Below are 23,951 nucleotides of genomic sequence, written 5' to 3'. Positions count from 1 at the left end.
TAGACCTCCGACTACTTGTAGTGCCGAACATATCGCGAGTCAATGAAACGCTTCACATAATATGGAAGACGTCCATGCCACGTGAACTGTCCAAATGTCAGCAAGGCACGACCTGGTGTCGTCAATAGTATATTCATCGATTGACGTCTTCGAAATGGTTGACTCGTCTCACCGAGTAAGCGCTTGGCGACAAAGCGCCCCGACCTGACAGCATCGACGCCTCCATTTAAGCAGGATGCCATATCTCCTGTTATATATATATTTGTAAACTGATGATGACGCAAATATTCATCCGTCTCTATAAAATTGTCAGGTTTTGCAAGCCCGGATTCAGCCCACCAATCTACGGGAACAACGCCCGTCGCATCTAGCAGGAGCCCCTCTGATGCGTCATCTTGAAGCTGTTGTTTCACGACCATAATACCTGATTTGACTAAAAGACGTTCAATTTTCTTCTGTCTATGAAGCGGCACGTCTGGCAAAATCTTTTTCGCATACAGCGTCACGTCTTTCGTCTTTGCGCACGTAAACGCCAATTCTACACCGGCCTTGCCCCCACCGACAATCGTCACTACCGGACTCGAATCGATACGGCCAAGTAAAGCTTGTGACATCGGTTTAAGCGGCGTCCCAATGCCTCTACTCTTTGCACCAGTCGCCAGCACGAGTTGATCGTAGTGAATCGCCCCTTTTTCCGTTTGTACGGTCTGCTGATGAGGGTCAATTAAGATAACCCGTTCTGCGACCGGTTCAAGTCGTGGCAATTGGACTGTCGCGGAGTTCATGAGCCCGGCAATCACTTGTGGGAAGGCACCTGTATACACCGTCTGACGTTCTCCGATGAATTGAACTTCGTAATGCTCTCGAATCTCATCAAGACGGTCCAAAATTTCAAGCTGTCCGTGACCGAGTCCTGCCAACATCAATACTGGTTTCATCGCAAAATTCTCCGCGCCTCGATGAATCGTTGCGTGATTGTCATCACTTCAAGTACTAAAAAGATGAGCGCAATCACACCGACCCAGTTCGGGAAGAGAATCATCAATGTGAACAAGATGAAGCATTCCGTTCGTTCAATGATTCCAGGTTGATAATAAAATGTCTTCTCTGATCGCCTTGAACTACTTGCACCAACAGCCAAAAATAACGTCATCGCAATGACAAATGATCCAATCAATATGAGAAAGATTGGCATGTATTCCGGATAGCGAAGTGCGAGGGCAATCACGACCGATAATTCGACGAACCGGTCTAAGACGAGGTCGAGCACCGTTCCAAAACCAGTCGTTTTGGATTTTCGTGCCATCGTTCCATCCAAGACATCTAACAAACCAGATAGCCACAATAAGATAACGGCCGTCCAGTGCATGTCATTATAAATAAAGATTCCTGTCGAAACCCCTATGATTCCGCCTAAAATGGTTACTTCATTCGGTGTAAAGTTCCATTTGAGCAGTCGATTCGCCCCCCGTTCAATGACAGGTTGGACGTAACGACTCCCGTATGTATCAAGCATGGTATTCCTCCTTTCGTTTGATTCGATATGTCATTCCGATAACGAACCCTTCATGTGTCGGTAACATGACCGACCTCCCATCCTCGAAATGATATTCTCCAAAGCACTGACCGAAGCGATAAATTTTCTTCATCAATTGCACCGGTTCACCAATCGTTTCGGATATTTCCACCTCGGACAATGGTCGAAGTTTGCCATCGAGCATGACAAAGTCTCCGAATCCAGGTGCGGAGTCATATAACTCCTCTGCGGTCCCTGTCTGCGTCACCTTGCCAGCTTCAAGCAGTGTCACTCGATCTGCCATGAGCATCGCCTCTTCTCGGTCATGGGTGACCAATACTGCCGTGAGGCCGAGCTCTTTGACTAAGTCACGGATGAAACGTTGCAAATCAAGTTTTAGCTTCGGGTCAAGGTTTGTGAACGGTTCATCCAATAACAGAAGTTCCGGTTCTGCTGCTAGAGCCCGGGCAAGGCTCACGCGTTGCTGTTCGCCACCCGATAGTTCGTGTATTTCAGCATCGTACCGCTCAGCGAGGCGAACGACTTGTAACCAATGTTCTGCTTGTTTACGTGAACGCCCACGTGTCGCGAGTGTGACGTTCTCCCCTACCGTCAGATGTGGGAACAACAATGCAGTCTGCGATAGCATCGTCACGCGACGTTTATGGGCAGGAATGTTGTTTAAGGAGCGATGATTCCACCATACATCACCTCCATCAGCCGTCTCGAGACCTGCGATGATTCGGAGAATTGTTGATTTCCCTGAGCCGCTCACCCCGACGATTGCATGAATGTCATGAGGTGCGACCTTAAAATGAACACCATCCAATATGTGTCTTGATCCAAATTGTTTACGTAAATCGTGTACATTCAAACTCATTGTAGACGTCCTTTCAGCATACGCACCATCCACCGATTCCATCCGGAAAGCAAGAAATAGATGACTACGGGGAATAAAATGAGCATCCATGTGTTCGAGAGCGCTAGACTTCTATTGTTTCCCGCATAAGATTGATACAAATCTGTCGTCACCGTCGGAATCAATCCTGCACCGATCAGCTGAATGAGTGCGAACTGACTGAGTAAAATGACGGTCGTGAATAACGCGATAGTTCGCATCGTTCTAGAAAAGAGAGGATACAGTACATAGACGACTCGTCGACTCATTGGCAATAGTCGGGCCTGTTCTAATAGTGGACGACCGATGACCGCCATTCCGTTATAAGCGAGACGGATTGAATATGGAATCGTCACGACGAGCAAGGCAAGTATGACTCCGACATACGTTCCGATTAGTCCAACTTCAGCTAAGATCAGGTAAAGCCCAAACAGTGTGGCAAGCATCGGAATGAACAACGGTAAAAACACGAGCCATTCTATGACACTTTTCCATCTCGATTCTGTCCATAAGAGCCACCAGGCAAATGACGTCGCTAGCCACACATTGATGCCAGATAGAATAATGGTTAATCCAACCGTATGAACAATGGACTCAACATTCCCGATTTCCATTGACGGAGCGACTAAAAATAAACTGACGAACGGGAGTAACACAATAAGTAGGATGAATCCTTGACGAATCATCGCCTCACCCCCCGTTCAATCCGTCGACGAATAGATGCGGTGATCACGTAAGACACGAATACACCGAAACCGACAAGACATGTCCAAATAAGGGCGACGGCATATGGTTCTGTTGCCTCCAAATAGAGTCCCGTAGAGAGTCGTTCGTATGCGAGGACACCGATTAGTTTCGGATAGGTCACACCGAGCAGTGCCGGAACCTCATACGCAAATGAGATGAAAGCAATTAAAATCCAGGTCGAGTCGAGCAACGGTTTAATCAAGAACGGGAACTCTGCATGTTTGAATTGTGCATAGGGAGAAAGTTGGAGCGTCTTCGCCGTTTCTACGTAACTGCGATTCAATTGTTCATACGTCCCGAGCATCATTAAAAAGACGAACGGTGTCTCCTTCCATACGTATGTCAGGATGACCGTCACATAATCTCGCTCGTTCGCCTCAATCCCCAAAAAACCATTGGACCCACTAAATAATAGCCAAAACAAATACGCCGCTGCGATGTGAGGGACGAACATTGGGATTTTCAAGACAGTCGATGTGAATCGCCATCTTTGTTTTACAACCGTTCGTGCAACCCACGTTCCGAAGAAGAGTGATAGGATGGTTGACACACTGACGACATAAAGCGTCGTGAACAAACTATCTCGCCACGTTTCGTCCGTCAGCAGTGCGCCCCAATCCGTCCCTAGCGCCTCCATTCCTAGAAAAAGGAGGGCAGCGAGCGGCAAAAAAGATACGAGAATCGTTAACGCGACACTACTTCGCAACACGCGGCCACTCCTCGCGTACGGCATCAATGATGTTCGGCCCGTAATCTGGAATTGAACGTTCGAGCAACTGTTCCGGATTCGGATACGTCACGCCGTCTCCTAGCTCTTCGAAGGCTTGTTGGTCGTTAGCGTCAAGTTTTGTCAAATCGAGTGATGTCCCATCTCCCCAGTAATCAGGACCTTGTTTCACGAGCTGAGCTTCAGGCGATAACAGGTCTTGAATGAGGACGAGCGCCCCATCAGGATTTGGTGCATTGAAAGGGATGGCCAAGAAGTGCGTCGAGGCAATCGAGTGATCTAAGAGAAGTGCACGTGTCTCTTTCGGGAAAATGCCTTCCTTCACTTCCGCTTCAGCCCGGCGTTCATTGAAGCCCATCGTCATCCACACTTCACCAGATGCATAGAGTTGATCGAGTTGTTCAAGCGTTTTCGGATACGTCTGTCCTTCTTTCCATAAATTCGGGGACCACGCTTTTAAATCATCCCAGAACGACTCTTCAACGGTTGCGTTATTGTTCAATTCGTCACCATAGCGTTCATATAAAAGATGGCGGACAAAAGCGTTTCCGGTGAAATCTGTGACTTCAGGATACGTGAAACGACCTGGGTTGTCTTCGGTCCAGCGACGTAATTCCTCAAACGATTCTGGAGGATTGTCTACTTTCGCTGCATCGTAGTGCAAGATAAACTGTACATTTCCCCAAGCGAGTTCCAAGTCATCTGTCGGTGTACCGGCATCTGATTGTTGAGCCGTTTCGTTTAATAATGTGGCGTTTGGGACACGTTCCATCAGTCCATCTCGAAGGAGTCCTGCTTCTTTCGCATTTCGGAAATTATCGCCGTTAATCCAGACGACGTCGATTGTTCCGACTTGTCTGTCCGCTTTTTTGTCGAGCGATAGCTGACGTACGAATTCAGCCGTATCCATCGCGACACGATTTAATTCGACTTCGTAAGATTCCTCAAGCCGGGGTGCCACGTAGTCATCAATGTAGCTGTTGATTCCCTCGTCTCCACCCCACATATATAGGTTGACGGTCGACCCTTCCGCAGACTCAGCCGCATCATCGAATGAGTCCGAAAACTCAACCGCCTGTTCATTCCCACATGCTGCAACGAAAGCGAGCATAAACGTTGCGAGCAATACTCTCCATTTCTTCATCGTTCTCCCCCTTTTTACTTTTTCTCAAATCCCCGTTTTGCGAGCATTTCGAACATACTTGGGCAGATTGCGTACACATTCGCCCCGATGTTCATCCACCACGGTGCATTGATTTCGCGTTTTCGCGTCAAACTCCCTTTGACAATCACGTCGGCCAATCGTTTCGGGTCAAGCATGATTCCTTTAACGCTTTGGGCATATGTACCACTCTTATCGGCCCGATCAAAGAACGGGGTGGCAATCGGTCCCGGATTGACAGTCATGACATGGACGCCACGTGGCTTCAACTCGAGTCGAAGGGCGTTTGAGAACTGTAAAAGTGCAGCTTTCGATCCTGCGTACACGGCTGATTTAGGTGTCGGAACTTTTGCAGCTTGCGAACAGATGTTGATGATGACACCTCCACGTTCTAACACTCGAGCAGCGTTCCTCGATAACAACATCGGAGCGACGGCATTCACATGCATCGTCTCTTCCATCACATCAGTCGATTGATCAGTCACGAAATCAAATTCAGCCATTCCTGCATTATTGACCCAAATGTCAAACTTCCCAAATCGCTCAATCACATCATCGACAAGAGCATCCGCCTTCGTGACGTCCGCGCGCATCCATTCTCCCTCACACGTGGTCGCAATGGTTTTCAAACGTTCTTCATTTCTTCCAATCAATAACACGCTATATCCTTTTTCATAAAAAGAATGCGCCAATGCGGCACCGAGTCCGCTTGACGCACCTGTAATGACTACCCGTTTCATGACATCGCTTCTTTCTTTGTATAAATCCATTTTTGGTCATCCCGGCGTCTCTCGATGTCGCCACGCTCTTCGAGTAAACTGAGTCGTGCGAACACCTCGCTAAAGACGAGTGGCATCCCACTTCGCATCTTTCTCCCATATAATTTCATCGACCAATCAAAGACACTAAGTCCATCTTCCCATTCAGCAAGCAATTGTTCACTGCGTTCATACCGTTGTCGGATTCGGCTCTCAATCAAATCGTTCGGATGATGAATCGGTTCACCGTGTCCACTGACGACAAGTTTCAAATCGATTCCACGCAACTTTTTAAGTGAATCGATATAGAGAATAACCGGTGAGGCAAACCCTTCACCCTCATACGGCTGTTCGATAAGTGGATTTGGTTCGACCTTATCAATCAAGTGATCTCCTGCAATCAAAACGCCGCCAGGACCAATCAATCCAAGTTGGTCACTCGCATGTCCCGGCAAATGAATCGTCTGCCACGCCCCGTCCGGTGTCAAAGCTTGTCCGTCACTGAATGTCATGGTGACGGTCGTCGGCCCAATCCAACGTAACGCTTCCCGATAGTCTGGCAATTTTTCCACGAGTGGTGCCGGTGCTCCAAATGAGAGGGCTAGTTCATGTAAAAAGTGGTTGCCCCTTTTTAGAAAATTCGGGGTTTGTTCTAAGTATCGAACGAGCTTCTCGTGCCCATACACCGGAATCGATGCATCACGAAGTCGCCACGCCTGCCCCGCATGGTCGGCATGATGATGCGTCAAAAATAAAAAGTCGATGTCAGACAACGATAGTTCAAGCTCATCAAGTTGCCGATTCAATGAAGTCCACGCTTCTTCCGTATCTGGTCCACAGTCGACCATAAAAAAGCGATTCATATGTTCAACGATATATACGTTCACGTTTCCAACTTCGAACGGTGTCGGAATCTCGAGTCTTGCCAGTTGGCTTGAAATCCAGTCCGCCACGTCATCACCACCCCTTCTTCCTGTCTTTCTCCATTATACCCGTCTGAAAGATGCGTTTTCAATCAAACAAAAAAGAGGGGGAAATCTCCCCCTCACGAATGGTGAATATTATAAGTTGATAACCGTCACTTTATCGCGTGTCATCGTCTCTAGGCTACGCCCGATTCCTTGAACGCCAAGTCCCGATTGTTTCACGCCGATGAATGGGAAGTGGTCTGGACCACGTTCTGTACGTCCGTTCACTTGAACCGTACCGACTTCTAACTTGTCAGCGACTGTAAAGGCGCTATTCACATTTTGTGTGAAGACACTCGCTTGAAGACCGAACTCAGATTCGTTCGTGAGTTCAATCATCTCTTCGAGTGATTTCACGCGAATGACAGGAAGGACTGGTCCGAACGGTTCTTCCCATGCGACACGCATGTCTGTCGTCACATGATCGAGCAATGTCGGATAAATGAGGTTTCCTTCACGCTCATTTCCATGAACGACCGTCGCCTTTTTGTTGACCGCATCGTCAATCAAACCTTGAACGTAATCTGTCGTTTTCGCATCGACTAAAGGAACGATGAAGCTGTTCTCTTCAGGCGAACCGACCGAGAGTTTCGCGACGCGTTCTTTCAACATGCCAACGAGCTCATCCGCTTGGTCTTCGAGAACGAAGACGCGTTTGATGGCTGTACAACGTTGACCTGAGTACGAGAATGCACCACTGACAATTTGATCTGCCGCAAGTGTCAAATCCGCATCCTCAAGGACGAGTGCCGGATCTTTCCCACCGAGTTCGAGCACGACCGGTACCATTGACGCTTGTTGTGACAAGTGTTGACCTGTACCTGTTCCACCTGTGAATGTGATCATGTCGATTCCTGGGTGAGACGTCAAGTAGTCCCCGATGACCGAACCGCGTCCTGTCACGAGATTCAAGAGACCTTTTGGAAGTCCTGCGTCATGAAGGGCTTCGACCATCTTGATTCCGCTGATCGCACCTTGTGTCGCCGGTTTGAAGACGACCGCATTCCCCGTGACGAGAGCTGGCGCAATTTTTGCTGCTGCCAAGTTGACCGGGTAGTTGAACGGTGAAATCGCGAGCACGACACCAAGCGCCTCTTTCTTGATGATGGCCATCTTGTTTTTCGAACCACCAGGGAACGAATCACCTTGCATGAATCCACCATTGAAACGAATGCCTTCTTCCGCTGTGTAACGGATGATTTCAGCTGTGCGAACGACTTCTTTTTTCGCGTCGTTCAAGTTTTTCCCGACTTCTTGCATGATGATTTGACCGATCTCATCGACGCGTTCTTCGAGTTTCTCTGCCCATGCATACAACAATTCAGCGCGCTTGTTGACCGGAAGCGCCGCCCATTCTTGTTGTGCACGTTTTGCGCCATGGATGGCTGCATCGACTTCATCGCGTGACATCGCCTGAACGCGACCTACGACTTCGTCTTTATATGGTGAAACGAGTTCAATCGTTTCCTGACTTGATGATTCCTGCCATTGACCATTTAATAAATATGGATATGTGTTCATACTCATCATCTCTATCTGCCTCCTGAGTAAGCTGTAATATCTCGTTGCCAACCCCATTGTATGCAGATTTTTTTGCATTGGACAACTATAACGATTCAGTTTATAAGATGTAAACGGTTACTATGAAACTTTTTGTGAATTCTGACGAGAGTTCGACAATTTTTCACTATAGATTTGATGATCCGAAACCGATAGTAAAGAAGAGAGTACGTGAAATAGGAGGGACAACCATTGAGCACTGATCATAATATTTTACTTGAGGCTGGAACGAACGAACTTGAAATCGTCATCTTCCAAGCTGGACCGTTCTTATTCGGAATCAACGTCATGAAAGTACGTGAAATCATCACGATGCTTCCATTGACACCTCTTCCGGGTACACCAGAAGCAATCATGGGACTGATTGAATTACGGGGCGAAGTCATGACCGTCATCGACCTTCCGATGGTCATCAATCATCCGCGTGAGGTCGGAAGTGACGATCGATTGATTGTCTGTGAGTTTAACGGGGAAAAATCAGTTCTTCGCGTCGACCAAGTGACGGAGATCAAACGCATCTCGTGGGAGCAGATTGATACGCCTTCCGACCTTGCACGCGGCGTCCAAGGCATCACGAATGGTGTCGTCAAAACAGGTGACCAAATGATCATCTTACTTGATTATGAACGAATCGCACTCGAACTTTCTCGTAAAGACATCATGGCCCGCGAATCAGTCAAACGCCTCGGGGCTCGCGAACGTTCGAATAAAAACATTTGGATTGCTGAAGATTCGGAAATGCTACGCTCACTCATCCTCGATACGTTGGATGATGCGGGTTACTTCAACACGACCGTTTTCAACAATGGGAAAGAGGCGCTCGATGCGTTCGAACAAGATGGCGTAGAGTGCGACCTTCTCATCACGGACATCGAGATGCCACAAATGGATGGACTCCATTTAACAAAGCGTCTTCGAGAGATGGACCGTTACGCGTCCCTCCCAATCATCATCTTCTCGTCGCTCATCTCAGACGACTTGAAGCATAAGGGTGAGGCCGTCGGGGCGAACGCTCAAATCACGAAACCTGAAATTGGGATTTTGATTGCGACACTTGACGAATTTGTAGGATAACAAAAAAGTTTGCGACTTCACGGTCGCAAACTTTTTTTACGTCAACTGCTCAAAATGATGATTCCATTCGACTAAAAAACGCTGACTATGCGACTCGATTGTCGCGAGTGTCTCATTTGCACCTTCAAGATGTGCATTCTCGCCTGCCACTTCAAGGTCATGAAAAAGAAGCGCTGTCTGTTCCAAGCCGACCGAATAGGACGCCCCTTTTAACAAATGGGCGAGTTGTTCGACCCGTGAATAGTCGTTCGACTCGACAGCTGCTTGCAGTTCAGGATATTTTTCCTCGAACTGCTTGATATATGTGTTTGCAATTTTATTTAAAAAATCCATATTTCCATTTGCGATTTGGTGGAGCTCCGCTAATTTGGCCTCATTGAACAGAGCGTCTTCGGGCATTCTAGTCAATATAACCCCTCCTCAATAAACGATCATTCAATCGTTCCCTTTCACTGTAACACGTTTTCTAGAGAAAACAAAAAATCTCCTGCTTTGGATTGCACTCTTCATTTTCGCTACCTATAATAAGATTGAGTTAAGGTAGGAGGAAGATGCATGCTGACGATTTACCGTACTGACGCATCAGGCCATGTGGATGAAATCGAAGACTTTGATAAAGGAAGCTGGATTCAGCTCGTGAATCCGACAAAAGATGAGGCCGATCAAGTCATCGAGGCGTCCGGCATTCCAGAAGACTTTGTATATGACCCACTTGATATTGAGGAAAAACCACGTTTTGAAAAAGATGATGAGGGACTTCTCATGATCATTGACGTCCCGTACGTGGAGGAAGATGATACGGGGCGAACTTACAATACAATCCCGCTCGGTATCATCGTGACTGGACGACATTTCATCACCGTCTGTTCCCGTGAGCTTGACGTCTTAAACTTGTTCGCAAACGGCAAAGCACGACTGTTCCGGACGAATTATCGAAGTCGTTTCGTCTTTCAGATCTTACATCGTGTGAGTATGACGTACTTACGCTTCTTGCGACAAATCGACCGAAGAATGGATGAGCTTGAACAGGAACTACAACGTTCGATGCGAAATCAAGAAATCTTTCAATTGATGAACCTGCAAAAATCCCTCGTCTACTTTATGACCTCTTTGAAAGCGAACGATAGTGTCTTAGACCGAATCGTCAAGACACCAAGTTTGGAGAAACATGAAGAGGACGAAGAACTATTAGAAGATGTGTTCGTCGAACACCGCCAGGCCATGGAAATGGCGTCCATCTATAATGATATCATCAGCATTAAGATGGAAGCATTCGGATCAATCATTTCGAACAACGTCAACTTCGTCATGAAGTTCTTAGCGTCGATTACGATTGTACTCAGTATTCCAACGATGATTTCTGGAATCTTTGGGATGAACGTCCAAGTTCCATGGGAAGGACAGCCGTTCGGATTCATCATGGCGATTACTATGATGATTGGATTTTCTGGTCTTGCCTTTTATATCCTATGGCGAAAACGATATTTCTAAACGTACAAGAGCCTGACGCATCATACGTCAGGCTCTTTGTTATGTGATTTTGACCGTGACGAGACAAAGGTCATCCTCAATTTCAATTTTCGGGACGAGTTGCTCTGCAACGTGACGACTATAGTCGAGACCGTACGTGGAGACGTCCTTCTCAAGCCAACGAATCCCATCGTCAATATCTTTGCTATAACATTCCATGAGTCCATCCGTGTACATGTGAAGTGTCATACCCGGAGCAATATCAACTTCTTTAGACTCATAATTTGGCTCTTCGAACATGCCAACAGGTACTCCCGTCGTCTCAAGACGACAATTGCCTTCTTCTGACGTCACAATGACTGGAGGATGCCCTGCATTCACATACTCAATTCGACGCTTCGTTGTATCGATATAGCAATACACCGCTGTAAAGTAACTGTGCATATCGTCACCAGAGAATAAGAACGTCATTTGACGATTCAACTCGGTCATCACGTCGACCGGATATTGAACATTACCAACAAGTCCCGGAAGAATCGAGCGAATACCCATCGTAATGAGTGCCGAAGAGACCCCATGACCCATGACATCAAAGATGATGACACCATACCGGTCCGGTGCGACCTGGAACCACGCATACATATCCCCCGCTAATTTTTTTGATGGAAGATAGAGAGCGCGCACGTCAATCTCTTCATTACTGATTGGTGGCGTGAGCGCACTTTGTTGGATTTTTTGCGCAAGATCCAAATCGTATTGGAGACGGGCCTCATAGATTTTCCGTTCATCGACGGCCGCTTTATAGCGAAGAGCAGAGCGGATTCTTGCAAGCAGCTCCGTCACCTTGATCGGTTTCGTCGTATAGTCTGACGCTCCTGCATCTAGTCCCTCAGCAATCTGCTTTTCATCTGTACGACCCGACACCATGATGACTGGCATTTCTTCGTAATCAGCCATCTGTCGAATTCGTTTACATGTCTCGATTCCAGAAATCCCGGGCATCTCGACATCCAACAGGACGAGATCATACAGCGATGCGGCTTGTGGGGCCATCAATAAATCGAGTGCTTCTTCTCCGCTCGAGACCGATTTCGTCTCATAGTCGTGCTGGTGAAGCAGTTGCTCGAGAACGAGCGTATTGACCGGTTCGTCGTCCACAATCAAAATCGCCATGACTATCCCTTCCTTCTCTACGTAGTGTTCTACATCGTATTGTACCATATCTTTTCAATGTCACACGAGATTACCGCCTGTTCGTTCCAGTTGAAGAATCGACTCACTATTTGGCATACTGAAGAGAGAAAGTGAGGGGTTCTTATGGCCTGGATATTTGCCGTCAGCGGTTTGATTATTTTACTCGTCCTCATCGCATCCATCGTCGTCATTCAAAAAGGATATGCCTACAAAGATAACAAAGACGACATCGTTCTAGACTATGACGAAATCAATCGTCGCATCGAGTCTGACCAAAAACAAGAAAAGACTGACAAGACAGAAGGGCCGCTTTAATACGCGACCCTTCTTTTATTTGAATTCGAATCGGAGCGTCCCTTTTTCAAGATATAAAGAAGCATTGAACGTCTTCTCGCCTTTTTTGAACGTATGCACGTTCGATTGACCTCCGTTGATCATTTGCTTCAACTCATCTTTCACCAGTCCGACACCAAGTACTTGTTTGGAGACGGTGAAGCGACATCCTTCCCGGTAACCACTACAACCGATGAACTTCGGATGCTCAACGAGGGCTTTGCCACAATTCGGACAGACTCCAAACGAGGGTTTCGGTCGAGTCGCTCCTTTTTTCCCGTAACGCTTTGCCTCAATCGTATAACCTTCCGGGTTTGCTGCCTTGACTCGTGACTTCGCCTCTTCAACCAAATGAATCGACATCTTTTTCGCTTGTTCTATAAATTCAGCGGCAGATGCCGATGCTTGGCCGATTTCGTGAAGGCGTTTCTCCCATTTCGCCGTCATGACAGGCGATGCTAAAATACTGTCTCCGAGCACATCAATCAAGAGACGTCCTTTGTCTGTCGGAACGAGCTCTTTTTTCTGAAGTTGAACATAACCGCGCTTTTTCAATCCATCGATAATGTTAGCGCGTGTCGCCTCGGTGCCAAGACCTTCGACTTCTTTCATGATATGAATCAGCTCTTCGTCATCGAGTTGTTTTCCTGCGACTTTCATCGCCATGATCAGTGAACCTTCCGTATACCGCTTCGGTGGCTCCGTCTGTTTTGACAACACTTCAACTTTTTTCTCTTTTAATTCTTCGCCAATTGCCAACACAGGAAGCTCGACGTCTTTTGATTTCATCTCGACGACTTGACGATAACCTGGACTCACGACGACGGTCCCTTTTGCCCGATATAGGTCGTTTCCATCAATCAAATCAACTGTTGTCTTCTCGAGCTTCGCCGCAGGTGCAAATGCCGCGAGAAAACGTCGGTTGATCAAATCGTACAGCTTTGCCTCATCGCCGCCGAGACGTGTGACGTCACCACAAGCTTCGGTCGGAATGATTGCGTAGTGATCACTGACCTTTTTAGCATTGACGTATCGCCGATTTTTTGACGGATCCTCGGTTAAGACGTCGCGAAGACCCTCATAAGCGGCTGACTTCAGCAATCTCGCCTTCGTCTGAGGGAATAGCGTCGCTTCATCTGGGGTGACAAAACCAGAATCCGTCCGCGGGTAACTGATCCACCCTTTCGTGTAAAGCTTTTGAGCGATATCGAGCGTCTTTTTCGCCCCGAAACCGAATCGTTTCCCTGCTTCTGCCTGAAGCCCGGATAAACTGAACCAAAATGGAGGTTGCTCCATCTTTTCTTCTTTATCGATTGTTTTGACCGTGGCGGTGCCAGAAGCTCGTTTCACGACCGCGTCTGCTTCCTCACGCGTTTTGAGCTTCGTCGTCTTTCCGAGTGTATATTTTGCTTTGAAGGTGCCCCGACCTTTTGCAAGTGTCGCCTCGACTTCAAAGTACGGTTCTGGAACGAACTGTTTGATTTCTCGTTCGCGATTGACGATCAAGGCGAGTGTCGGTGTCTGAACACGACCGAGCGAGAACACGTCCTCGATCCCGATTGTTTTCAACAAGGTCGTATATGCACGGGAAGCGTTCATGCCAACGAGCCAGTCGGCACATGCGCGACTCATCGCCTCATGATAATAAGGGACTGTTTGCTCACCCGGTAACAGTTGAGAGAATCCGCGGTCGACCGCTTGCTCTGTCAGACTCGAAATCCAAAGTCGTGCTAACGGTTTTTTGTTTCCGGCGAGTCGAAGAATTAATCGAACAATCGCCTCCCCTTCCCGCTCGGCATCCGAAGCGATAATCACATCGGTGATGGAGCGGTCATGAAGCCATTTCTTGATGGCGTAAAACGGTTTTGATTTTCCTTTCGAGATTCGATAATCGAACCGTTCCGGAACAATCGGAAGTGCCTCGTATTTCCAAGACTTCCATTCAGGACGATAGTGTGAAGGCTCCTGCAGTTCGCAAAGGTGACCGACCGCCCAGACGACAATCGCTCCTTCCGGGAAACGTGAACATGGTGAGATTTCAATCTCATCTTTTCTTTTTTTAGATGGATAGGGAGCCGCCAACTTTTGAGCTTGTGATGGCTTTTCCGCGATGATTAGTCTCATAAGAACTCCTTACTTTGCCTTCAGTTTCGTGGCAAGACGTACATGGTGGGATTGCTTCTTCTATGTATTTTACTATACCAAGTCGAGGATGGACATATCGAGAGGGGAGCATTTGTTTGTATTCTATGAATCATATCTTGCCACACGGCTGTTTTCCGATATGATTAACAGAGAACATACATATGTGAAGGAGTGTCGTCATGTCTTACCTCATTTTATTCGCTGCTGTTTTTTTCTTGTCGACGAGCGTCTTGTTTGTCAAATGGACGTCGGCTCCAGCCGAGACGGCTGCGTTTTACCGTATGCTGATCACATGTCTCATGCTACTTCCATTCGTCGATTTCAAATCACTCATCACAACGCGACTGATGACACGATATGCTTTGTTACTTAGTGGGACGCTGCTCGCGTTTCACTTTTGGCTCTGGTTTTTATCACTCGATTATACAACAGTAGCCAGCTCCACCCTTTTTGTCACATCAAGCCCAATTTTCGTTTTAATCGGAAACGCCTTGATCTTTAAAAAGAACCCTACGCGAAAAGGATTGGCATACGCGCTCGTAGCCGTCCTCGGTGGGATGCTTGTCGCTGCAGGTGACATTCAGCTCGGACGAGAAGCACTATTGGGTGACCTGCTCGCTCTGATTGCCGCCCTCCTCATTGCAGGGTACTGGCTCGTCGGTCAACATGTCCGGACATCGATGAACACGAATACGTACTCTTTTAGCGTCTACCTCGTCGCGACGGTCGTCCTTTGTTTCATGCTCCTCGTACGCGGGACGACGTTCACCGACTTTGAAACGGTCAACTGGTGGTATTTCCTCGCCCTTGCCTTTTTCCCGACGATATTAGGGCATAACCTGTTCAATTATGCACTCGCTCGGGTCAGTGCGACCGTCGTCAGTATTACCATCCTCGGAGAGGCCTTATGGGGAATGCTATTCGGGTACGCCTTTTTCGGTGAACGACTCGGTCCTTTCCAGTGGCTCGGCGCCATCGTCTTGCTTGGCGGGATTTATTTATTCCTAAAAGAAGACGCCCGCTCGACACGAGCGGACGTTTGATTATAAGTTTGTCGCTTTCGGATTCACATCATGCGCTTCTTGATCTTCTTCTGAAGGACGGAACAATAATTTACGGTCCCAGAACGCCAAGGCGACCGCCGTCAAAAACGTCATCGCATCGGCAATCGGAAACGCCAACCATACCCCGAACACTCCGAAGAACGACGGAAGTATAAAGACAAGCGGAATCGTATAGAGCGTCTGACGTGAAAGGGACAAGAACATGGCGACTCGCGCTTTCCCGAGTGACTGGTAAATCCCGTTGACGAGCATTTGAACACTCGGTAAAAACGAGACCGCGAACAAAATGTGAATCGCCGTCACGCCTCCCGCAATCAATGCCTCGTCCGTCGAGAACCATCCCATCAGCGTATTCGGGAATAGCTGCAAGATGAGCCAGATGATCACAGCGATTGCAATCCCTGCCCGCATCGCTGTCCATATGGTCTCACGCATACGATCATACCGTTCGGCACCATAGTTATATCCGACAATCGGTTGCATCCCTTGGACGATACCCATGATTGGCATGCCGACGAGCGCCATGAACTTATTGATGATGGCGAAAATCGCCAACTCCTCTGTCCCACCATACGTTCCGAGCATCACGTTGACGCCAACGAACAAAATGGATTGGGACACCATCATGATGAATGAAGAGGAACCGATTGCCATAATCTCTTTCATCTCATCGAATCGTATCCGGAACTGTCGCCATTTGAAGCGCAGTTCTGTTTTTGGTTTTCGGGCGAAAAAGAATCGAAGCATCAAAATGGAACCGATGACTTGAGCGAGTGCCGTCGAAGTCGCTGCACCATACATCCCCCAGTCGAACGTGAAGATGAACAGTGGCGTCGTCACGAGGTTGACGAGAACGGTCGTCAACATGACCTTCATTTGATACGGTGCCTGACCTTCGGCACGAACCATCGCACTCGAAGCAAGCGTGAACATAAAGAATGGTGAACTGATCAAGACAACCGATAAGTACTGTCGACTGAGCTCCATGATTTCGGACGTCGCCCCGAAGACCATTAAAATCTCATCCAACATAAAGAAGGCGGAACTCACCGCGAGTGCAGCAAACAATCCGACGAGGACGAGCACGTTCAAAAATGTGACAGCCGCACCGGCATCGTCACCTCTCCCTAACTTCCTAGAACTGATGGAGGCGCCACCGAGACCAACAGCACTCGACACGGCCATTAAGATCATCTGTATAGGAAACGCAATCCCGATGGCCGCGACGGCCGAAGCGCCAATGCCACGAGCGACAAAAATCGTATCAATGATATTATAGAGCGCCGTCACGAGCATCCCGATCATCGCGGGTAGCGATAACTTAAACAGGAGTCGGCCGATGGGCTCTGTCCGCAATTGCTCCGTATTTTGGTTCATCCTTCCATCCCTCCGTCTCTATCTCTTAGGGTAGCAGGATTAGACAGTTCGGGCGACTATGTTGGCTCGGTGGATGTGTCAAGCGAAGACGCGTGCAGGAACCCCTTTTCGCTTGCGCATGATGTAATCGGTCGCGACGGGTTTTTCCACTTTAACTCGAATCGTCATCATCGCTTGGTTGGCGGATTCGATTGGCTGACCGTCAACATCCTCAATCGTCTCGATGACTTGGGAGAAACGAACGAATCCAGGTCCGAAAAATTCAACTTCTTCACCGATTGAGAAGTGATTTCGTTGTTCGAGTGTCGCCATCCCGCTCGACGGGTCGTATGCGATGACACGTGCGGCAAATGCGTACTGAGGAATCGAACGTGGTTTCCCAAACAATTGTTCTTTCTCGGTCGGAATCCCGTAATAGAAACCACTCGCGAGTTCTCGCTGTGCCGCTTTCCAAATCTCTTCTTCCCAAGCCGGGTCGAAGACAAAGTTCTCAGGATCTTCACAGTATGCGTCAATCACTTGACGATACACGTTACACACGGTCGCGACGTAATGAATCGATTTCATTCGTCCTTCGACTTTCAAACTGTCGACTCCAGCGTCCACCAAGTCGGGAATATGTCGGACCATCGATAAATCGACCGAACTCATCGAGAACGGCTCTTCATCACGGGCCTCCATCTCTTTCGTCAAGAGATCATCCTCTTCAAAGAAGCCATATTTCCAACGGCACGACTGGGCACAGCCACCTCGATTGGCATCCCGCAATGTCATATGATTCGACAGCGTACAACGCCCTGAGTATGAGATACACATCGCACCATGGACAAACGTCTCGATTTCAACATCGACTTCCTGTTTCATTTGCACAATCTCATCCATCGATACTTCACGAGCCAAAACAACCCGCTCGAGTCCTTCTTCTTTCCAAAAACGAAGCGTCTCGTAGTTCGTCGCGGAAGCTTGTGTCGACAGGTGAACCGGTAAGCCTTCCGCTTCTGTGAGACACGTCTCAATCATGGCAGGGTCAGAGACGATCACTGCGTCAATCCCGATATCACGGAGCGTGCGGAAGAAGTCACCAGCTCCTTCGATATCCCCTTCATGCGTCACCATGTTTGCAGCGACATATACTTTCGCCCCGCGAGCATGTGCGAAAGCCACACCTTCACGCATCTCGTCATAACTAAAATTTCCGGCACGCGAACGTAACCCGAATTGTTGACCGCCGATATAGACCGCATCGGCACCATAATGAATCGCCATCTTCAATTTCTCTAAGTTTCCTGCTGGCGCTAATAATTCTGGCCGTTGTTTCATCTTCATCCCTCACTTGATCTCTTCTGGTTTGCGTAACAATAATCCCGTTCCGAGTCGAAACGCTTCCGGTTGTAATTCTCTGAGGCGGTGCTCCATCTCGATTCGGTCGAATCGACCATTCAATAGATTCGCCCGTGCGACGGTAAACAACTGAACGATTTCAACAAACTGTTCTCCCGCGTGCCAGCCGTCAAGTTTCCACGTATGCAGACCGTTTTTGACTAACGTCGGTAGCTGACCCATAAGCGTCAAATCTTCTGAGAAAATATGTGTGCCATTCTCGTCCTCGTAGATGGGGTAACGACTCGCCGCATCTGCTGGCTCACTCATATAAAACTCACGTTGTTTCGCCTCTTCAGAAGGGCATCCAAGTTCATTGAAATAGTTCGTCACGAGCGGTCGCTTCGAATGATGGATACACGTCGGACCGTACACTTGAACTTCAACGGGGAGACCGATTTGTTGCTGAATCAACACCAATTCCTCGAGAGTGACTTCTCGCGCAACGACGGCTCCGATGGCCTCACGTTTCCCCCAGAACTGAATCTGTTTGGCGGACGTGACAAGCGTTTGGGCATCGTACCAATAGGGGATTTTCGCTTGACGGATCAAACGGATGGCCCCGGGATCCCCGGCTGTCACATCGTCGACGCCGATTGCTTTCAACGTTTGTAAATAATCCGGCAATTCTTGAATATGGTCGTTATGCATCAAATTGTTGACGGCCACCGTCACTTCTTTTCCGTATCGATGGGCAAGCCGTGTGACTTCCCTCACAGCATCGATTGTCCAGTCTCCCTTTTGTCGCAAGCCGAACCTAGAATTCCCGATATATAATCGGTCCGTACCCGCTTTAATTAACGCTTCTGCTTGTTCGACGCTTTGCGCCGTAGTGACGAGCTGAATCATCATATTTGTTCTTCTCCCTACTTTGTGAGTCTAATCACATATTCTTGCTATACTTTAGCATAGGATTGAATGTGCAAACGGGGCAGGATTTTAACAACTCGTGAAGAATTCAGTAACAATGTATGACTTTTCATTAAAGGAGTGGATCACGTTGTCAAAGACAGCTTTAATCACTGGGGCCTCGATGGGCATCGGTTTAGACTTGGCCGTACTCGCCGCACGAGACGGGTACGACTGTATTCTCGTATCCCGAAACGAACCTCGCTTACACGAACTGAAGAAAGTCCTTGAAACGAGATATCGAATCAATGTACATGTCTTCGCGCTTGATTTGGCAAAACATGACGCTGCCAATCAATTGACTTCGATGATTGAAGAGGCGGGACTAACCGTCGACTTTTTGATAAACAATGCTGGATTTGGAACGTCAGGTGCGTTCGCAGACCTCGATCCTGAGACAGAGGCGGACGAAGTCCGATTGAACGTCAACACATTGACGGAACTGACGAAAGCCTATTTACCGGGTATGCTCGAACGAGATCACGGCTATGTGCTAAACGTCGCTTCCGTCGCTGCGTTCCAACCTGGTCCGTATATGGCCGTTTACTATGCGACGAAGGCTTACGTCCTCTCACTTACCGAGGCGCTGCATGCCGAAGTGAAAGGAAGCGGTGTTCACGTCAGTGTCCTCTGCCCTGGCCCGACAGATACAAATTTCTTTGATCGCGCAGGGAGTGAATTGTCCTTCTCAAAAATGCCATCTCACCTCGTCGCCTTCTTCGGTTATAAAGGTGTCATGAATAATAAGCGCGTGATTGTGCCTGGCCTCTCGAATCAACTCCTAGTCGGGTTGGCCAAGTTGATGCCACGTGCTCTCAGTCTCGAAGTATTGCGTCGTGTCCAAAAACCAACAGACGGGTCAGCCGCTGAATCAACGACATGAAAAAAGGAGCGACCGTCGCCGGTCGCTCCTTTTATAATTCAGAATGTATTCGTGAGACGTTCACGAGACGACGAAGGAAAACCCCCGCAGGAATAATCGTCATGAGTGCTGTCGATAGGACTACTCCCCACGCGAGCGCAGCATCCAACGTCAATTCACCAGAGGTCAATTGATCGATCACGCTCAACTGTTCTACTGATAGAACAATCATCAGCGCTGGCCATACACTCGCCGCTAGAATGCTTAGCATGGCGAAACGGGCCCTCGTATAACGTTTCACTAAAAGAACAAGGTTTAATAAGATAAACAACAACCCTACGAGTAGAAACATGCCGACTTCAGTAATGTTAATATATGCACTCATCCGTCGTTCACCTCACTCAATATGATAGGAATATTGTATATTTACCCGAGTTGACGAAGGAATATGCGCTCAAATAACGGACGAATCATGACCAAGAAGACGACATTCGAAATACCGTGGGCCAGATCAAATGGAAAACTGAGTAAGAATAACTTCACGACATCCGTCCCGACCACTTCAATGAACGCCAAGTTTGTCGTCCACCCATATAAAAAACCTGATAGTAAACCGAGCAGTAAGAAGAGGATTGTCGATTTCAATAGAATCGGTCGAAATAAACGGACGAGCACAACGACAAGGAGCCATCCTAAAAATTGATAAAATACAAAGGGACCAATCCCAAGCAAAAGTCCTGACAAAATCGGAACAAAGAGCGCGAGGATGGCGGCCCCGTTCAAACTGACCAGTAAGGCCGTCAACATGATTATGGCCGTCGTCGGTTGAACATTCGGTATCGTCATAAAGAGCCAACGCCCAATGACCGCAAGTGCTAATAATTGAACGAGTGGTTGAATCGGGATTCTAGATTTTTCGAACCGGTACAACACGACAATCGCAATCAGGATGGCGAAGACGTATGTGACCATAAGGTGCTCCGATCTTGAAAAAGGTTCCGATCGCCTTGAAAGACGACTTGACCGCTCGCTAGATAAATCACATCCGTCGCAACCTGTATGAGGCCCATGTCATGTGTTGCACAGATGACGCGGGCCGACGTTGCTTTTTGTTGAAGCGCATCAAAGAACGCGTCCCGCTCTCCCCTCGTCAAATCCACGGTCGGTTCATCGAGTAAAAGGACACTAGACGGATCGTGTAGGACGGATTGAAGTTGGGCGACCCTTCGCTTCCCTTCTTGTGGGAACGGACCCACTTCTGGATTGGCAGGAAGGTAGACTGCTCGTTCTCCCTTTTTCACTCGCCCCTGAAGTGGACGTCTACTTCTAGCTAATAGTTCGAGTAAAGTTGACTTCCCACTCCCGTTCGTCCCGACACAAACTGTGAGTCCAGGCTCATTCATCTGAACCGTCACGTGATCAATCGCATAAGTCGCTTGCAGAGGATGCCGGTAAGATACGTCGGTCGCATCGATGGAAGGTTTCGTTTTCGATTCGTTGAACGTGAACGTCGCTTCTCCTGTAGGTTCTTTCGCTCGCTCGGTATAACCGATTTGCACCCCAATTCCAGAAATACGACGGAGCAACATTTCTAAATGCTCTCTACGAAATTGGTCTAGATGCCGAAATGGTTCAATCAAGACGATTGAATCCGGTCGATTTAACAGGGCGTAGGCGACTCGAACAATCTGTTGTTCTCCACTCGAACATGCATCAAACCGCTTCGGATAAAGCGCGTCGATTTGTAATAGTGTAGCGAGTTCCGCCCCTCGAAAAGAGTCGACGCTCGAAAGTAAGTGCCCAACCTTTCCCGAGAACGATTGCGTCATCTCAATCACATACGGGCGGTAACGTTCGACGTAATGCTCGAACGAACCGTCAACGGTAGATAGCCATTGCATCACGCATCCCTCCTTTCGTGAGATATGGATAGATTAGCCAAAGTCCGACAAACAGATGGATTGAAGCCAGACCGATCATCCCAATGAGGACGATTTGCAACAAATCCTCTAAACGAAAGCGCCGTATCGGGTCAACCGCAAACTTCGGCTCAGTTTGCTGGCTTTCAATTCCAATTTGTACACCTTCTCGCCAGTATGCTCTCGGATGACTCCTGACTGCCTGACGTACCGCCTGCTCCATTGACGGGATGAGTGCCCATGCACCGTATAAGAGTGAAGATGACCGTGGAAAGTTCGATAAGAGCGGGAGCAACCGTTCGAGACGAATGATGCGTGCAATCCATAACATCCCGAGTAAAAAGGCAGCCAATTTCAAAAGCTGACGCCATATGTATCCATAAGAAATTTCCCAACCAATTAGGATGGGCATGATTGAAATCAGACCAAACGCAATCAGTATGGATAGCATTGACCAAGGGAAACGACGTTCAATGATAAGTAGCAAAAGGAGTCCAACCACAAAAAAAGTGACGTCTTCGACATTCATTAATATGTAAAGGTGACAGAAGAGATAGAAAAGGAGCGTGACAGGATGTCTCCGCTCCCAATCTGCCTCATTCGAAGAAAGCCACTGCATCTTCTTCAAACCGCCATTGAATGACATCCGTCGATTCCACTTCTTTGGCGCCCGCACCTTCATCCCCGGGTGCACCGTTGAAAGCAAATACCCATCCTGACGATTGTCCTTCAGATTTTTCTTCGATTCCTTCGATTGCCGTCACATAGGACATGTCACCGCTCCCTGTCACCTCAAGGTCAAGCCCTGTTGCTTTTAACGCATCGAGTACAGTCGCGTCCTCTTCTAAGCAGACACTTTTCTCTTGATAGAGCGTTTCCTCAGTCGCTGCGTTATAGACCGAGATAGTCGGACTCACTCCGCACGATTCTTGTTGCGCCTCTTCCCCGCCACATCCGGCAAGTAGTGCGGTCGCTAGTAGAGCAATCGTTACATATGATTTCATTGGTCTGTCAAATCCTCTCGTTGGTGTATCGAATAATTGTAAAGAATCGCATAGCGTTCACCTGTACTACGACCCTCTTGCGTCAGTCCGACGAGCTGGATACTGTTAGCAAGGACGGGTTCACGTTGTAGCCAGAACTTAACGAGCTCATTGTCACGGTTGATCATGAGCATCGACTCATTCTCGAACGTATACATATCATACAGCCCATCGTAAGAAAGTTGTAGGATTGGGGCGGCTATGACATCTGTATATTCTTCCCATGAAGGTTCCCTTAAAGTAGACAACATATGGTCAAATTCGACGAGCTTTTCAAAGAATGCCTGACCTGATTCTTTTCGTAATTCATCGACCTGTTCATAAGATAATTGTCCGTCTGCGTACGTCACGCGAATCTGTTGGAACGATTCAGCTCGTTCGACCATCAGCAAATACTCAATCGTTTGGACGTCCCCATCCCGATGAATTTGAAGTTTACTTCGGTCTAGCTTGATGGAGTCACTGTTGACTCGTTGTAAGATTTTCTCTGTCATCTCATCGAAAGATTCATCCGTGACAGAAACGGCGCCGATTTGTTGCGATTCCGCACGAAACCCAGATTGGTCAAACAATGGTACGAACAATAAGACGATAAAAAAGAAAAATCCTAAAAGTGCTCCATACCATTTATAGCGGCTGTTCTGTTTCGGGAAGAATAAAAAAGACAATAAAAACCCGATTGGGATATGAAATCCACCGATCGGAAACGAAACGATGCCGAGCAGTGAATAAAATAAAAACTTCGGAAAGAAATTGGCTTCCGGTTCTTTCAATTGGTTCAAGCGGACACCTAACAGGACGCTGATCACTAAAAACGCGGCCCAAACATAGAGTTGAATGGTCAC

At 47.9% G+C, this 23,951-nt stretch carries 26 protein-coding genes; 5 read left to right on the top strand and 21 right to left on the bottom strand.

The annotated features are described in order from the left end of the window. Positions 1 to 11: 11 nt before the first annotated feature. The 9 genes from ACQKD4_RS05485 to ACQKD4_RS05445 all read right to left on the bottom strand — a co-directional run bounded on the left by ACQKD4_RS05485 (position 12) and on the right by ACQKD4_RS05445 (position 8,306). Positions 12 to 938, bottom strand: a complete 927-nt coding sequence (locus tag ACQKD4_RS05485; protein ID WP_427372687.1) for an NAD(P)/FAD-dependent oxidoreductase — start codon at positions 936 to 938, stop codon at positions 12 to 14. Further along, positions 935 to 1,516, bottom strand: coding sequence for a CDP-alcohol phosphatidyltransferase family protein (locus ACQKD4_RS05480; RefSeq protein WP_224861370.1), 582 nt, complete (start codon positions 1,514 to 1,516; stop codon positions 935 to 937). The genes ACQKD4_RS05485 and ACQKD4_RS05480 overlap by 4 nt, the downstream gene beginning before the upstream one ends. Further along, complete coding sequence (locus ACQKD4_RS05475) at positions 1,509 to 2,396, bottom strand: ABC transporter ATP-binding protein (protein WP_427372685.1); 888 nt, start codon at positions 2,394 to 2,396, stop codon at positions 1,509 to 1,511. Before ACQKD4_RS05475 ends, ACQKD4_RS05480 begins: the two co-directional genes overlap by 8 nt. Continuing rightward, positions 2,393 to 3,100, bottom strand: coding sequence for an ABC transporter permease subunit (locus ACQKD4_RS05470; RefSeq protein WP_427372684.1), 708 nt, complete (start codon positions 3,098 to 3,100; stop codon positions 2,393 to 2,395). Before ACQKD4_RS05470 ends, ACQKD4_RS05475 begins: the two co-directional genes overlap by 4 nt. Continuing rightward, entirely contained in the window at positions 3,097 to 3,870 is a 774-nt protein-coding gene (locus tag ACQKD4_RS05465; RefSeq protein WP_427372683.1) for an ABC transporter permease, read from the bottom strand. The genes ACQKD4_RS05470 and ACQKD4_RS05465 overlap by 4 nt, the downstream gene beginning before the upstream one ends. Next, on the bottom strand, positions 3,857 to 5,032 hold the full coding sequence (locus ACQKD4_RS05460; protein ID WP_427372682.1) for an ABC transporter substrate-binding protein: 1,176 nt from the start codon (positions 5,030 to 5,032) through the stop codon (positions 3,857 to 3,859). The genes ACQKD4_RS05465 and ACQKD4_RS05460 overlap by 14 nt, the downstream gene beginning before the upstream one ends. 14 nt (positions 5,033 to 5,046) lie before the next feature. Beyond that, positions 5,047 to 5,790, bottom strand: coding sequence for an SDR family NAD(P)-dependent oxidoreductase (locus ACQKD4_RS05455; RefSeq protein WP_427372681.1), 744 nt, complete (start codon positions 5,788 to 5,790; stop codon positions 5,047 to 5,049). Next, complete coding sequence (locus ACQKD4_RS05450) at positions 5,787 to 6,761, bottom strand: MBL fold metallo-hydrolase (protein WP_427372680.1); 975 nt, start codon at positions 6,759 to 6,761, stop codon at positions 5,787 to 5,789. Before ACQKD4_RS05450 ends, ACQKD4_RS05455 begins: the two co-directional genes overlap by 4 nt. A gap of 108 nt (positions 6,762 to 6,869) precedes the next feature. Then, entirely contained in the window at positions 6,870 to 8,306 is a 1,437-nt protein-coding gene (locus ACQKD4_RS05445; protein ID WP_074033255.1) for an NADP-dependent glyceraldehyde-3-phosphate dehydrogenase, read from the bottom strand. A gap of 222 nt (positions 8,307 to 8,528) precedes the next feature. Between ACQKD4_RS05445 and ACQKD4_RS05440 the strand changes: the two genes are divergently transcribed. After that, positions 8,529 to 9,410 (top strand): chemotaxis protein CheV, encoded by an 882-nt coding sequence (locus tag ACQKD4_RS05440; protein WP_074033256.1) that lies wholly within the window; start codon positions 8,529 to 8,531, stop codon positions 9,408 to 9,410. Between the two features lie 36 nt (positions 9,411 to 9,446). Here the strand turns inward: ACQKD4_RS05440 and ACQKD4_RS05435 are convergent, their stop codons facing one another. After that, positions 9,447 to 9,809, bottom strand: a complete 363-nt coding sequence (locus tag ACQKD4_RS05435) for an Hpt domain-containing protein (RefSeq protein WP_427373275.1) — start codon at positions 9,807 to 9,809, stop codon at positions 9,447 to 9,449. A 156-nt stretch (positions 9,810 to 9,965) separates the two neighbouring features. Here ACQKD4_RS05435 and ACQKD4_RS05430 point away from each other — a divergent pair, with 156 nt between their 5' ends. Beyond that, on the top strand, positions 9,966 to 10,901 hold the full coding sequence (locus tag ACQKD4_RS05430; RefSeq protein ID WP_074033258.1) for a magnesium transporter CorA family protein: 936 nt from the start codon (positions 9,966 to 9,968) through the stop codon (positions 10,899 to 10,901). Positions 10,902 to 10,940: 39 nt separating this feature from the next. Here ACQKD4_RS05430 and ACQKD4_RS05425 read toward each other — a convergent pair whose 3' ends face one another. Beyond that, the gene (locus ACQKD4_RS05425; RefSeq protein WP_427372679.1) at positions 10,941 to 12,053 is read right to left on the bottom strand and encodes a PP2C family protein-serine/threonine phosphatase; all 1,113 of its coding nucleotides are present in this window, start codon (positions 12,051 to 12,053) and stop codon (positions 10,941 to 10,943) included. A 144-nt stretch (positions 12,054 to 12,197) separates the two neighbouring features. On the opposite strand from ACQKD4_RS05425, the gene ytzI reads away from it, so the two are divergent. After that, positions 12,198 to 12,389 (top strand): YtzI protein, encoded by a 192-nt coding sequence (ytzI, locus tag ACQKD4_RS05420; RefSeq protein WP_214692862.1) that lies wholly within the window; start codon positions 12,198 to 12,200, stop codon positions 12,387 to 12,389. A 15-nt stretch (positions 12,390 to 12,404) separates the two neighbouring features. On the opposite strand, the gene ACQKD4_RS05415 is transcribed toward ytzI, so the two are convergent. Beyond that, entirely contained in the window at positions 12,405 to 14,531 is a 2,127-nt protein-coding gene (locus ACQKD4_RS05415) for a DNA topoisomerase III (RefSeq protein WP_427372678.1), read from the bottom strand. Positions 14,532 to 14,731: 200 nt separating this feature from the next. Here ACQKD4_RS05415 and ACQKD4_RS05410 point away from each other — a divergent pair, with 200 nt between their 5' ends. Beyond that, positions 14,732 to 15,595 (top strand): DMT family transporter, encoded by an 864-nt coding sequence (locus tag ACQKD4_RS05410; RefSeq protein ID WP_427372677.1) that lies wholly within the window; start codon positions 14,732 to 14,734, stop codon positions 15,593 to 15,595. On the opposite strand, the gene ACQKD4_RS05405 is transcribed toward ACQKD4_RS05410, so the two are convergent. From ACQKD4_RS05405 to ACQKD4_RS05395, 3 genes are all read right to left on the bottom strand, one after another. Continuing rightward, complete coding sequence (locus ACQKD4_RS05405) at positions 15,596 to 16,993, bottom strand: MATE family efflux transporter (RefSeq protein WP_427372676.1); 1,398 nt, start codon at positions 16,991 to 16,993, stop codon at positions 15,596 to 15,598. 78 nt (positions 16,994 to 17,071) lie between these two features. After that, on the bottom strand, positions 17,072 to 18,319 hold the full coding sequence (locus ACQKD4_RS05400) for a peptidase U32 family protein (protein WP_427372675.1): 1,248 nt from the start codon (positions 18,317 to 18,319) through the stop codon (positions 17,072 to 17,074). 3 nt (positions 18,320 to 18,322) lie between these two features. Then, positions 18,323 to 19,219 carry a peptidase U32 family protein gene (locus ACQKD4_RS05395; RefSeq protein WP_427373273.1) on the bottom strand — a complete coding sequence of 299 codons (897 nt, stop codon included), beginning with the start codon at positions 19,217 to 19,219 and terminating at the stop codon, positions 18,323 to 18,325. Between the two features lie 154 nt (positions 19,220 to 19,373). On the opposite strand from ACQKD4_RS05395, the gene ACQKD4_RS05390 reads away from it, so the two are divergent. Further along, positions 19,374 to 20,165, top strand: a complete 792-nt coding sequence (locus ACQKD4_RS05390) for an SDR family NAD(P)-dependent oxidoreductase (protein WP_427372674.1) — start codon at positions 19,374 to 19,376, stop codon at positions 20,163 to 20,165. A 31-nt stretch (positions 20,166 to 20,196) separates the two neighbouring features. On the opposite strand, the gene ACQKD4_RS05385 is transcribed toward ACQKD4_RS05390, so the two are convergent. From ACQKD4_RS05385 to ACQKD4_RS05360, 6 genes are read right to left on the bottom strand one after another with little or no spacing between them, the layout of a single operon-like run. Next, on the bottom strand, positions 20,197 to 20,529 hold the full coding sequence (locus ACQKD4_RS05385) for a hypothetical protein (protein WP_427372673.1): 333 nt from the start codon (positions 20,527 to 20,529) through the stop codon (positions 20,197 to 20,199). 41 nt (positions 20,530 to 20,570) lie between these two features. Continuing rightward, a complete protein-coding gene (locus ACQKD4_RS05380; protein ID WP_427372672.1) occupies positions 20,571 to 21,116 on the bottom strand; it encodes a hypothetical protein in 546 nt (181 codons plus the stop codon). After that, positions 21,089 to 22,045, bottom strand: coding sequence for an ATP-binding cassette domain-containing protein (locus tag ACQKD4_RS05375; RefSeq protein WP_427372671.1), 957 nt, complete (start codon positions 22,043 to 22,045; stop codon positions 21,089 to 21,091). Before ACQKD4_RS05375 ends, ACQKD4_RS05380 begins: the two co-directional genes overlap by 28 nt. Further along, positions 22,023 to 22,709 (bottom strand): hypothetical protein, encoded by a 687-nt coding sequence (locus tag ACQKD4_RS05370; RefSeq protein ID WP_427372670.1) that lies wholly within the window; start codon positions 22,707 to 22,709, stop codon positions 22,023 to 22,025. Before ACQKD4_RS05370 ends, ACQKD4_RS05375 begins: the two co-directional genes overlap by 23 nt. Continuing rightward, positions 22,660 to 23,067, bottom strand: a complete 408-nt coding sequence (locus ACQKD4_RS05365; protein WP_074033270.1) for a DUF4430 domain-containing protein — start codon at positions 23,065 to 23,067, stop codon at positions 22,660 to 22,662. Before ACQKD4_RS05365 ends, ACQKD4_RS05370 begins: the two co-directional genes overlap by 50 nt. Continuing rightward, complete coding sequence (locus tag ACQKD4_RS05360; protein WP_274665026.1) at positions 23,064 to 23,951, bottom strand: hypothetical protein; 888 nt, start codon at positions 23,949 to 23,951, stop codon at positions 23,064 to 23,066. Before ACQKD4_RS05360 ends, ACQKD4_RS05365 begins: the two co-directional genes overlap by 4 nt.

Source organism: Exiguobacterium sp. NPDC077395 (assembly GCF_050269125.1).
GTDB classification, from domain to species: domain Bacteria; phylum Bacillota; class Bacilli; order Exiguobacteriales; family Exiguobacteriaceae; genus Exiguobacterium; species Exiguobacterium aestuarii_A.
Note: the sequence above shows the minus strand (reverse complement) of the source record. Positions and strands in the feature narration are given on the sequence as shown.

What these genes read in the sequence shown, in the direction of transcription:
- ACQKD4_RS05455 (WP_427372681.1), bottom strand. Translation starts at nt 5,790, where the DNA reads ATGAAACGGGTAGTCATTACAGGTGCGTCAAGCGGACTCGGTGCCGCA.
- ACQKD4_RS05365 (WP_074033270.1), bottom strand. Translation starts at nt 23,067, where the DNA reads ATGAAATCATATGTAACGATTGCTCTACTAGCGACCGCACTACTTGCC.
- ACQKD4_RS05385 (WP_427372673.1), bottom strand. Translation starts at nt 20,529, where the DNA reads ATGAGTGCATATATTAACATTACTGAAGTCGGCATGTTTCTACTCGTA.
- ACQKD4_RS05400 (WP_427372675.1), bottom strand. Translation starts at nt 18,319, where the DNA reads ATGAAGATGAAACAACGGCCAGAATTATTAGCGCCAGCAGGAAACTTA.
- ACQKD4_RS05445 (WP_074033255.1), bottom strand. Translation starts at nt 8,306, where the DNA reads ATGATGAGTATGAACACATATCCATATTTATTAAATGGTCAATGGCAG.
- ACQKD4_RS05425 (WP_427372679.1), bottom strand. Translation starts at nt 12,053, where the DNA reads ATGGCGATTTTGATTGTGGACGACGAACCGGTCAATACGCTCGTTCTC.
- ACQKD4_RS05430 (WP_074033258.1), top strand. Translation starts at nt 9,966, where the DNA reads ATGCTGACGATTTACCGTACTGACGCATCAGGCCATGTGGATGAAATC.
- ACQKD4_RS05435 (WP_427373275.1), bottom strand. Translation starts at nt 9,809, where the DNA reads ATGCCCGAAGACGCTCTGTTCAATGAGGCCAAATTAGCGGAGCTCCAC.
- ACQKD4_RS05480 (WP_224861370.1), bottom strand. Translation starts at nt 1,516, where the DNA reads ATGCTTGATACATACGGGAGTCGTTACGTCCAACCTGTCATTGAACGG.
- ACQKD4_RS05375 (WP_427372671.1), bottom strand. Translation starts at nt 22,045, where the DNA reads ATGCAATGGCTATCTACCGTTGACGGTTCGTTCGAGCATTACGTCGAA.
- ytzI (WP_214692862.1), top strand. Translation starts at nt 12,198, where the DNA reads ATGGCCTGGATATTTGCCGTCAGCGGTTTGATTATTTTACTCGTCCTC.
- ACQKD4_RS05410 (WP_427372677.1), top strand. Translation starts at nt 14,732, where the DNA reads ATGTCTTACCTCATTTTATTCGCTGCTGTTTTTTTCTTGTCGACGAGC.
- ACQKD4_RS05485 (WP_427372687.1), bottom strand. Translation starts at nt 938, where the DNA reads ATGAAACCAGTATTGATGTTGGCAGGACTCGGTCACGGACAGCTTGAA.
- ACQKD4_RS05405 (WP_427372676.1), bottom strand. Translation starts at nt 16,993, where the DNA reads ATGAACCAAAATACGGAGCAATTGCGGACAGAGCCCATCGGCCGACTC.
- ACQKD4_RS05370 (WP_427372670.1), bottom strand. Translation starts at nt 22,709, where the DNA reads ATGTCATTCAATGGCGGTTTGAAGAAGATGCAGTGGCTTTCTTCGAAT.
- ACQKD4_RS05415 (WP_427372678.1), bottom strand. Translation starts at nt 14,531, where the DNA reads ATGAGACTAATCATCGCGGAAAAGCCATCACAAGCTCAAAAGTTGGCG.
- ACQKD4_RS05380 (WP_427372672.1), bottom strand. Translation starts at nt 21,116, where the DNA reads ATGGTCACATACGTCTTCGCCATCCTGATTGCGATTGTCGTGTTGTAC.
- ACQKD4_RS05470 (WP_427372684.1), bottom strand. Translation starts at nt 3,100, where the DNA reads ATGATTCGTCAAGGATTCATCCTACTTATTGTGTTACTCCCGTTCGTC.
- ACQKD4_RS05460 (WP_427372682.1), bottom strand. Translation starts at nt 5,032, where the DNA reads ATGAAGAAATGGAGAGTATTGCTCGCAACGTTTATGCTCGCTTTCGTT.
- ACQKD4_RS05475 (WP_427372685.1), bottom strand. Translation starts at nt 2,396, where the DNA reads ATGAGTTTGAATGTACACGATTTACGTAAACAATTTGGATCAAGACAC.